The 1,950-nt window shown below is 37.8% G+C and carries 2 protein-coding genes; both read left to right on the forward strand.

Going from position 1 to position 1,950, the window contains the following annotated elements; all coding sequences use genetic code 11:
* Nucleotides 1-710: 710 nt before the first annotated feature.
* Complete coding sequence (locus ACWIGU_RS44820) at nucleotides 711-884, forward strand: hypothetical protein (protein WP_375839303.1); 174 nt, start codon at nucleotides 711-713, stop codon at nucleotides 882-884.
* A 90-nt stretch (nucleotides 885-974) separates the two neighbouring features.
* Entirely contained in the window at nucleotides 975-1,883 is a 909-nt protein-coding gene (locus ACWIGU_RS44825) for a rolling circle replication-associated protein (RefSeq protein ID WP_375839305.1), read from the forward strand.
* Nucleotides 1,884-1,950: the final 67 nt, after the last annotated feature.

Genomic DNA, 1,950 nt, shown 5'->3' on the forward strand with positions numbered 1-1,950 from the left:
AGTATAACACAAAACGTGATTTTTGAAGCAAAACGGTTCCTCTTTATGGAGCCGTTTTTTTTATTTCCCGAAGGGTTATTTGTCAGAATGACAAACCGATTTCGAGCCGGCGAGAACCCATTGTCACACCACGATTTAGGGGGTGTGTATAAATGGGCACTCTCTGTGAAATTTGAAGCTTTGAAATTCCGAATGGCGCACTTATACACTCTGTCGAGTGAGTGCTAAAATGCTGAAGCATTTCCGTCAAGCGTGTGGAGGAATCTTGTAGAGAGATATAGCATAGATACCCGTATCTCTAGAGATATTTTGGTATATCCCTGCTATATCTATGGGGTATCTATGCTATATCTTTGGCTTCAAAAACGGCACCTGTTCTAAGAGCATAGAAACTCAACAGGCACAGCCTGTTTGACACCCTTTTTTTTAGGGTGGCACCGAGTTTCCTTATGCTCTTTTTCTCTGAAGCTAAACCTGTTTTATATGTCGTAGTCTTTTTATTGGGAGTGACCCCTTGCTGTACAATTTCCGGAGGTGCCGATAAGGGACGAATTTTCCCTTGTCGGTTGCCTTTGGGGATTGTAAGGGGTGGAGGCTCGGAATCAAAAGGAAACGAAATATCATTCCGAGTGTGCTTCTTTTTTCTGTTCTTGAATTCTATTATTTCCAATGTTAGAATTATGTTAACAACTTGTTAGGAGTGTGTTTGGATGGAAGAGAAAAAACAAATTGGACCTCGAATTACTGTTGAAACATTTAAAAAGCTAGAGTTATTAGCCGAACATTTTACAAAACACAATGAATTTGGAAGAGTTTCAAAAGATGCTGTAATTGAGTTTGCTATTAAGGAATTGTATAGGGACTATTTGGGAAAAGGACGCTAATTTTTGTTGAAAAACTGACTTCGGATTTGGGGTTCTTTATTATTAACTTGATTTTAATTAAACATTACAGGAAAAATTGAGGGGAAATGGATGGATAAACGCAATGGTGACGCGGTTTTCATAGCTCCAAATGATGTTGTAAAAGTGACCACTATGAATCACGTCATTGAAGTTCAGCATATGGAGAAGATGAACCGGAAAAATAATATCAAAAAATTGGACAAGGATAGGTTTGTAGACCTCTCTACTGGGGAGATCCGGGAGTTCGAGCATTCGGAAAATCGGCAGGAAAATTATAATTCTTTGAGACAAACCTTTAAGAAGCTGCGTTATTTGATAAATAACAATTTTATAGGACGGCCAAATGAATTACATATAACTTTGACATACAAGAAAAATATGACGGACACGAAAAAACTTTATAGTGATTTTCAAAATTTTATCGACAGGTTGCGTTATAAATACAAGAAAGAAAGTTCGATAGATTATTTATCGGTGGTAGAGCCACAAGGACGTGGAGCCTGGCATTGTCATGTTTTAATGCGCTTTAATGATTTGGATAAGATTTATATTAAAAATGCTGAATTAAGGAGTCTATGGGGTTTAGGATTTGTAACAATCAAGTCATTAAAGGATATAGACAACATAGGAGCCTATTTGAGCGCTTATTTGACTGATATAGACCTAGAAGATGTCCAAGACAGGGAAACAGCCTTAAAAGTGGCTTCAGAGGGCTGTGAGGTGCAAACAAAGATCGTAGAAGGTCGGGAAAAGAAATTTTTAAAAGGCGGACGGCTGCACATGTATCCTTCCGGAATGAATATGTATCGAAAATCAAAAGGGATTGTTAAGCCGGAACGGGAAGAAATGAAGTTCGGAGACATAAAAAAAGTAGTGGGTTCGGCAAAACCACACTACGAGAAAAGTTATCATGTCGAAAATGACAATTTTGAAAACACAATTTCGTTTCTCCAGTATAACACAAAACGTGATTTTTGAAGCAAAACGGTTCCTCTTTATGGAGCCGTTTTTTTTATTTCCCGAAGGGTTATTTGTCAGAATGACA

The sequence above is a fragment of the Streptomyces sp. NPDC055400 genome (genome assembly GCF_053644375.1).

Coding starts and splice junctions, on each gene's coding strand:
- ACWIGU_RS44820 (WP_375839303.1), top strand. CDS start 711: ATGGAAGAGAAAAAACAAATTGGACCTCGAATTACTGTTGAAACATTT.
- ACWIGU_RS44825 (WP_375839305.1), top strand. CDS start 975: ATGGATAAACGCAATGGTGACGCGGTTTTCATAGCTCCAAATGATGTT.